Below are 7,287 nucleotides of genomic sequence, written 5' to 3' on the forward strand. Positions count from 1 at the left end.
CCATCGAGAAGGTCTCGACCGTCATCGCCGGCTGGCCGTCGGGACCGCCGGCGACCGAAACATTGGAGAAGGTCACCGAGGGAAACGGCAGCAGCCTTGCCGTGGCGTCACCCTCGACGGTGACCTTGCGGCCGAGGATGGCGCTCGCCTCGCGCTCGAAATCGGCGCGGTAGCCTGCCCAGTCGATAAAATACGGCACCACCAGCGCCGCGCACAGCACCAGCACGAACAGGCCACCGAAGATCACGAACAGGCGTGCGAGCATCAGCACCAGCGATCGTTGAAAGTCAGCTGCACTGTACCCGCATCAGCGTGTCGATAAAGAGGCAATTCGGCTGCGTCCTCGGCAAGCAGGGAGCTGTGGGGACAGTCCGCCGCGTCAATGCCGCGCCGCTTCCATCAGGGCGGACAAGACCGCACCCGTGCAAAGGCTGATCAGGAATTTCTTCGCAACGAACTCGATGGTCGAGTCGTGGAACGTCAGGATGAAATGCCGATAGTCCGAAAACAGCTCAGGCATATGGGATGGATGAACCCGATTGGCCTTTTCCAGGGAAGCGATCCAGGACGAGTTGAAGACTTCGAACGCAGAATATGGTTGCAGGCCGAGACCATAGAGCCGATGCCCGCTGATGGCTTCATCGTTCGGCGGACCGAATTGAAGCGCCAGGTATGGTTCCACCGTCAGGATTGCGACGGATTGGTCGCCTGTCGCGGGCGAAACCGAGCGCGCGTTCGTGCCATCGAACGAAGGATCCGGAACGTCGGCGAGATACGCGATCAACAGCCGCTCTTCATTTGCAAAGACATGCGGCAATGGCGCGCCGGCCGATGATGGTGGCACCTCGATCGGCAGCAGGGCCTCGGCCGCCGACATGACTAGTGACCAACACGGGGCAGGATCTTGCCCGGGTTCATGATATTCAGCGGATCGAGCGCCTGCTTGATCGTGCGCATGACCTCGACGCCATGGCCGAGCTCGTGACGCAGGAAGCCGACCTTGCCCTGGCCGATGCCGTGCTCGCCGGTGCAGGTGCCGTCCATGGCGATGGCGCGCATGTTGAGCCGCGCGACAAATTCCTCACACCGCGCGATCTCCTTCGGATCGTTCACATCCATCAGCACCAAGGTATGAAAATTGCCGTCCCCGGCATGACCGACGATCGGCGCGACAAGCCCCATCTCGGCAATGTCGGCCTCGGTCTCGGTCACGCATTCGGCAAGCCGCGAGATCGGCACGCAGACATCGGTCGACAGCCCCTTGGCGCCGGGCCGCAGCGTCAGCGACGCCCAGTAGGCGTCGTGCCTCGCCTTCCATAATTTCGCCCGCTCCTCGGCGACACTGGTCCACAGGAACGGTCCGCCGCCATTTTCGTCCGCGATCATGCCGAAGGTTTCGGCCTGCTCGGCAACGCCGGCATCGCTGCCGTGGAACTCGACGAACAGGCACGGGCTTTCGGGATAATCGAGCTTGGAATAGTTCTTCATCGCCCGCATCTGCAGCGCATTGACCAGTTCGATGCGCGCCACCGGAATGCCCATCTGGATCGTCGCGATCACCGTCTTGCAGGCCGCCTCGAGGCTTGGAAACGGGCAGACGCCGCCGGAGATCGCCTGCGGAATGCCCTGCAGCCTGAGCGTCAGCGCCGTGATGACGCCCAGCGTGCCCTCAGAGCCGATCAGCAGCCGCGTCAGGTCGTAGCCGGCCGAGCTCTTCTTCGCCCGCTTCCCAGTCGTTACCGCCTCGCCATCGGCCATCACCGCCGTCAGCGACAAAACGTTCTCGCGCATCGTGCCGTAGCGCACAGCGTTGGTGCCGGACGCCCGCGTCGCCGCCATGCCGCCGAGCGAGGCATTGGCGCCGGGGTCGATCGGGAAGAACAGCCCGGTGTCGCGCAGATGCCGGTTGAGGTCCTCGCGCGTCACGCCTGGCTCGACGGTGCAGTCGAGATCCTCGGGATTGACCGCGAGGATCCGGTTCATGCGCGAGGTGTCGATCGAAATGCCGCCGCCCGGCGCGTTGGTGTGGCCTTCGAGGGAGGAGCCGACGCCGAAGGCGATCACCGGCACCCGATGCGCCGCGCAGGCGCGCACGATCTCCTGCACCTCGGCCGTGCTCTCCACAAAGGCGACGCCATCCGGCGCCTGCGTCGGGATGTAGGTGGTGGTGTGCGCATGTTGGGAGCGGATGGCCTGGCCGGTCTGGAAGCGCTCGCCGAGCGTCTGCTTGAGGATGCCGAGAACCGCGGCAATGCCCTCCTCGTTGCGCTCGACGGGATTGAGGTCGCTCAAAGCCATGATTCACTCCGCGAATGGACTAGCCTACATGCCCGGCCGGCTCTATGCCACTTGCTGCGCCAGTGTCCATTGACTATCGACTGAACCAAAGGAATCCAGAGCAATCATACCGGCGGGGGTCTGATATGAAACCAGCAACAGTAACAGGGTGGATAATATGGTTAGTCGCCCTGTTGCCGGCCTGGGCTGTGAAGTCTGCATCCCTGCATAGTCGAATGGCCTGGACCGGCATGCTGGTGCTTCTGGCATTTGTCAGCGTGACAATAACAGTCGCCCGGACGCGACACCCCGACCCCCAGGCGGTTGTCGGACCATATGTACGCCGCAACTTTCCCTATGTGAGTGCAATCGCAGGAGTAAGCCTTCTCATCGCAGGAATTTTTGCAATGGCTATCACCTATGCAACCCCCGGGATCGGCCTGGTTGGAGAGCTTGGACTAACATTTTCGCAAAGGACGGCAATCTGGGTTCCGGTTGTCGCGAAATATGCGACCGCGATGACTCCCCCACTTTCCGCTGAAGCGCTATTCAAGGTCCAATCAATTGTTTCGGGATTCATGCTCGCGGGAATGACCAGCTTCGTTGCTTACGCCATCTACTTTGTTCGGATGCCGAAAGTCGAACGGATCAAAATCTATCAATCGAGCCAAGTAAGGGGTCATTCGACGGCTTTTTTGTTGTTCGGTTCAGCCTTTGGATTTTACGTGGCATTGGCTAGCTACGCAGGCTTTTTCGAATTTGACCGCCCCAGTGCGAAATGGTGGTGCATCCTTCAGGCCAGTTGCTATGCACGAAGCGACGATTTGACAATTTTCGCGGCGGCTTTGCTGAAGATCTTCGGATCTTTCGGTTTCGCACTGGCAGCATTTCTATTCATCGATTCGTCCAGACTGCTCCCTCCGTCGTAACGACCCTTCCGCAACCAAGGACGTTCCCATGCCAATCGCCGCCCCTTTTATTTCCCGCCCCATGGATATCGAGAAGGACTGGATCGACTATAACGGCCATCTCAACATGGCCTATTACAACGTGCTGTTCGACCGTTGCTCGGACGACGCCTTCGAGATGATGGGCATGGGGCCGAACTACGCCAAGGAGCGCCGCCTCACAATCTACACGGCGGAAGTCCATGTCTGCTACGTGCAGGAGCTGCATCTGGAGCACAAGGTCCAGGTCTCCTTCCAGCTCATCGATCATGACGAAAAGCGCCTAAGAGCCTATCAGGAGATCCGCCATGTCGACGGCTGGCTGGCCGCCACCTCCGAGACGCTTTCGCTGCATGTCGACATGTCCGGGCCGAAAGTGGCGCCCTTCCCCGCCGACGTTCTTGCCAGGGTCGAGGAGATGCGCGCTGCCCACGCCGCGCTGCCGATGCCGGAGCGCGCCGGCCGCTCGATCGGCATCAAACGCAAGAGCGCTTGAAGCGCCCCAGCGCGCACGTTAACCTTACCAAGGTTTTAACGTGAACAAGCCGATTGAGTCGTTGAACGACTCAGCGGAGCGTTTGAAAACCACCGTATCGGGTTGGCGATACGGGGCGGCGGGCAGAGGCGGTTCGAGGAACGTGCATGAAAACCGACATCAAGGTCGAGGTGGAACGGCTGGCGGCCGATCCGCGCATCACCGACTATGATTTCTGGCGCTCGCTCAAGAACGTCAACAACGAGATCTTCCACATCGCCAACAACAACGAGCCGATCCCCTTCGACATGATCCGCTGGCGCGCCATCCTCAAGCAGGCGCGGCTGAAGCGCGGGCATTTCTGACCTACTGCCGATCCCTGGTCGCGGCCTCTGGAGCAATTCCAGGAAAAGTGCGTAGCGGTTTTCCGTCCGGAATTGCGTCAAAAAAATAGTTGGAGCGGGTCAGCGATTCTGAGAGGCGCCGAACCGCTCCAGCGGCGAGCGCGGCGCCACCGGCGACGACTGGATGATCGCCGTGTTGGTCATTGCGTAAGGGATGATCCTGTCGATCACCCGTTCGAGCTCTGCCACCGAGCCGACATGCGCCAGCGCGATGAAGCAGTCCTCACCGGTCACCCGGTCGCACTGCGCGATTTCCGGCAGGTCGCGGATGATGTCGGCGACGACGGCAAGCTGACCCGGCACCGGCCGGATGCGCAGCCATGCCGACAGTTTCATGCCGAGCGCGGCCGGATTGATCCTGACCGTGTAGGCCTCGATCACGCCGTTCTCCTGCAGCTTTCTGATCCGCTCCGCCACGCTCGGCGCCGACAGGCCGACGGCGCGCGCCAGCTCGGCCGTGCTGGTACGCGCATCCATTTCTAGCAGGCGCAGGAGCTTCAGGTCGGCGGCATCGAGGTCCACGTTTTCGTTTCGAAGGCGTTTCAAGGAAATTTGCCTTTCTTTCGGGAACAACTCGGTCGCATGACCCAGCGGTCATCCATATAAACCGCCAGATCTGCCTGCGATAATGTCCGCATGAAAGATCAAGCGCAAGTCGCGGCGGCAAGCCCGGCCCTCGACACGCTGAACAGGGCCGGCCTGGGGGTTGCCGGTCCTGCCTTCCCTACCCTGGCGACCGCCCTGCCGCCACATCTGTGGTTCGGCGTCAGCGCCGTGTTCCACTATCTTGGGCCGGCCTTCGCGGTGCTGCTTTTCGCTAAGGTCGGCGTGCTCGGCATGGCCTGGCTGCGCATCGCCACCGCCGCCCTCGTCTTCGCGCCGCTGACCCGGCCATGGAGGGTCTTCGCCCGCGCCGACCGATCGACGAGGCTGTTGCTCGTCGCCTTCGGCGCCTGTCTGGCGGTGATGAACTGTTCCTTCTATCTCGCGCTCGACCGCCTGCCGATCTCGCTGGTCGCGGCGATCGAGTTCGTCGGCACCATCGGCGTCGCGCTCGTCGGTCTGCGTAGCCCGCGCAACCTCGCGGCGCTCGCCATTGCCGTCACCGGCACCTTGCTGTTGATCGATGTCAAATGGTCGAGCGACCCGGTCGGCCTGTTCTGGGCCTTCCTCAACGGCGCCCTGTTCGTCGCCTACATCGTCCTCGGCCACCGCGTCGCGGCGTCCGGCGCGGGCGCCGGCATTGCCGGCCTCGGCGCTGCCATGGCGATCGCTTTCCTCGTCGTGCTGCCCGTCGGCTTCACCCAGGCGACGCCGGCCTTCTCGGCGCCGTCGCTGCTCATCGCCGCGATCGGCGTCGGCATCTGCTCCTCGGTCATCCCCTACATATGCGACCAGCTTGCCATGGCGCGGCTGCCGCGCGCGAGCTTCGCGCTGATGCTGTCGCTTTTGCCGCTCACCGCGACGCTGATCGGCATCATCGTGCTGCGGCAGGTTCCGAGCCCTGGCGATTGCCTCGGCATCGCCCTGGTGGTGGCCGGCGTCGCCTCGCACAAGCCGGCGCCGGAATGATCCACCAGAGGTGAGTGAAGCGGCGACCTACGGCGTCGGCCGGCGGACGCGACCTGCTCGCGACAAACATGGTCCCCCGGATGCGAAACGGCCCATAAGCTTTTGAATAGGCCTATAGAAATTACGCACAAAGCAATCCAAGAATCGATTCCGTTTTTCGTGATGCATGCTGTAGCATGCCGGTGGAGACAGCCGTGGTTTGCGGCAGCGTCAGGCTTGGGTGGGGCATGCTGGCAAACAGGTTGGGGAAATGGCGCTCGCTCGGCCTGATGGTCCATTTCGCGGCTGAGCCGCTGACGGCGGCACGCAACGCGCATCGCGCTTTTGGCCCCTTCATTCAAGCCGAATACCCGCATTCGACCTCGGCACGGCCGCGCCGCGTCTTCATGATCGCCGATGCCGCGCTCTATCGCGCAATGCTTTCCGACACCGAGACCTGGCGCAACATCCAGATAAACGGGCGCGGCAAGCGGGGGCACGCTTCGCACCGGCTCTCCTATGGCATGACGCGACTGCGCGGCGAACGCCACGAGCACTACCGCAAACTGTTCGCGCCACCGCTTAAGCGTCCGGCGATCATGACAATGAGCCCGGAGATGGCACGCATCGCCGCTGACCAGGTTTCGTCCTGGCCAGTCGGCAAACCCTTCTCACTGACCGATGCCGCCAAGACGATGGCCAAGCACCTGGCGATCGGCCTGCTGTTCGGCGACGACCGGGCGCGCGCCATGCCGATCGCCGAGATGATCGCGCGGCAGATACGGGCGAGTTGGATCGTTCCGGGACCGGCCTTCTTCAGCTGGATACGGGAAGCCGAGGTACAGGAACGCGCCATCCTCGCCTGGGCGGAAGAAAAACGTGGCAACACCGATGCCCAGGACATCCTGTCCATCCTCGTCAACAACACCGACGAGGCCGGGCGACCGCCTTCGGTCGAGCTGATCGGCGGCATTATCAGCTTCGTCTTCGGCGCGGCCTATGACACTTGCCAGAATGCGCTCGCCTGGACGCTAATCCTGCTCAACCAGCATCCGGACGCAATGGCGGGCCTTGCCGCCGAGATCGACGCCGCGCTCGACGGAAAGCCGGCGACGATGGACCGGATCGGATCCTTGCCGCTGCTTGACGCCACCATCAAGGAAGCGATGCGGCTTTTTCCGCCGGTGCCGCTGATGATGCGCAAGGCAACGCGGGCAACGAGGCTTGGCGACGAACCCATCGCCAGGCATGAAGGGGTGCTGATCAGCGCGCTCACAATCAACCGCGATCCTTCGCTTTATCCGAATCCCGACAGTTTTCAGCCGGAGCGCTGGGCTTCGATCAAGCCATCGCCATTTCAGTACACCGTGTTCGGCGCTGGCAGCCATATGTGCCCCGGCGTTACCTTCGGCCTGCAGATGATGAAGATTGCGCTGGCGACCATCCTCTCGAAGCGTTCCGTGGAACTGGCACCGGGAGCGCGCATTTCCTATCGCACGCGAGTTACGTTGGCGCCGATCGGCAATGTCCAGGTCATCATGCGCGAACGCGGCGGACCGGCGCTCTCGAGCCCGGCGCACGGGCGCTTCCGCGAACTCGTCTCGCTTCCCGCGACAGCATGAAAGGCCTCCCA

General features: G+C 62.6%; 9 protein-coding genes. 5 read left to right on the forward strand and 4 right to left on the reverse strand.

Going from position 1 to position 7,287, the window contains the following annotated elements:
• The 3 genes from EN781_RS20305 to EN781_RS20315 all read right to left on the reverse strand — a co-directional run.
• On the reverse strand, nucleotides 1-265 hold a 265-nt coding region (locus EN781_RS20305; protein WP_127400271.1), incomplete at its 3' end, for an AsmA family protein.
• 114 nt (nucleotides 266-379) lie between these two features.
• Nucleotides 380-877, reverse strand: coding sequence for a hypothetical protein (locus EN781_RS20310; protein WP_126053945.1), 498 nt, complete (start codon nucleotides 875-877; stop codon nucleotides 380-382).
• A 2-nt stretch (nucleotides 878-879) separates the two neighbouring features.
• Complete coding sequence (locus EN781_RS20315; protein WP_126053944.1) at nucleotides 880-2,298, reverse strand: FAD-linked oxidase C-terminal domain-containing protein; 1,419 nt, start codon at nucleotides 2,296-2,298, stop codon at nucleotides 880-882.
• Between the two features lie 215 nt (nucleotides 2,299-2,513).
• On the opposite strand from EN781_RS20315, the gene EN781_RS20320 reads away from it, so the two are divergent.
• From EN781_RS20320 to EN781_RS20330, 3 genes are all read left to right on the forward strand, one after another.
• Nucleotides 2,514-3,206 (forward strand): hypothetical protein, encoded by a 693-nt coding sequence (locus tag EN781_RS20320; protein ID WP_127400272.1) that lies wholly within the window; start codon nucleotides 2,514-2,516, stop codon nucleotides 3,204-3,206.
• Nucleotides 3,207-3,234: 28 nt separating this feature from the next.
• Nucleotides 3,235-3,720, forward strand: coding sequence for a thioesterase family protein (locus EN781_RS20325; RefSeq protein ID WP_126053942.1), 486 nt, complete (start codon nucleotides 3,235-3,237; stop codon nucleotides 3,718-3,720).
• A 146-nt stretch (nucleotides 3,721-3,866) separates the two neighbouring features.
• Entirely contained in the window at nucleotides 3,867-4,064 is a 198-nt protein-coding gene (locus EN781_RS20330; protein WP_126053941.1) for a hypothetical protein, read from the forward strand.
• A gap of 99 nt (nucleotides 4,065-4,163) precedes the next feature.
• Here EN781_RS20330 and EN781_RS20335 read toward each other — a convergent pair whose 3' ends face one another.
• Entirely contained in the window at nucleotides 4,164-4,649 is a 486-nt protein-coding gene (locus tag EN781_RS20335; protein ID WP_126053940.1) for an Lrp/AsnC family transcriptional regulator, read from the reverse strand.
• A 90-nt stretch (nucleotides 4,650-4,739) separates the two neighbouring features.
• Here EN781_RS20335 and EN781_RS20340 point away from each other — a divergent pair, with 90 nt between their 5' ends.
• Complete coding sequence (locus EN781_RS20340) at nucleotides 4,740-5,675, forward strand: DMT family transporter (protein WP_126053939.1); 936 nt, start codon at nucleotides 4,740-4,742, stop codon at nucleotides 5,673-5,675.
• A gap of 194 nt (nucleotides 5,676-5,869) precedes the next feature.
• Nucleotides 5,870-7,276 carry a cytochrome P450 gene (locus EN781_RS20345; protein ID WP_210213486.1) on the forward strand — a complete coding sequence of 469 codons (1,407 nt, stop codon included), beginning with the start codon at nucleotides 5,870-5,872 and terminating at the stop codon, nucleotides 7,274-7,276.
• Nucleotides 7,277-7,287 lie beyond the last annotated feature (11 nt).

The sequence above is a fragment of the Mesorhizobium sp. M4A.F.Ca.ET.090.04.2.1 genome, assembly GCF_003999085.1.
Taxonomy (GTDB): domain Bacteria; phylum Pseudomonadota; class Alphaproteobacteria; order Rhizobiales; family Rhizobiaceae; genus Mesorhizobium.

Bases quoted from the DNA above. Each gene is read 5' to 3' on its own strand.
- EN781_RS20310 (WP_126053945.1), bottom strand. From the start codon at position 877: ATGTCGGCGGCCGAGGCCCTGCTGCCGATCGAGGTGCCACCATCATCG.
- EN781_RS20315 (WP_126053944.1), bottom strand. From the start codon at position 2,298: ATGGCTTTGAGCGACCTCAATCCCGTCGAGCGCAACGAGGAGGGCATT.
- EN781_RS20320 (WP_127400272.1), top strand. From the start codon at position 2,514: ATGGCCTGGACCGGCATGCTGGTGCTTCTGGCATTTGTCAGCGTGACA.
- EN781_RS20325 (WP_126053942.1), top strand. From the start codon at position 3,235: ATGCCAATCGCCGCCCCTTTTATTTCCCGCCCCATGGATATCGAGAAG.
- EN781_RS20330 (WP_126053941.1), top strand. From the start codon at position 3,867: ATGAAAACCGACATCAAGGTCGAGGTGGAACGGCTGGCGGCCGATCCG.
- EN781_RS20340 (WP_126053939.1), top strand. From the start codon at position 4,740: ATGAAAGATCAAGCGCAAGTCGCGGCGGCAAGCCCGGCCCTCGACACG.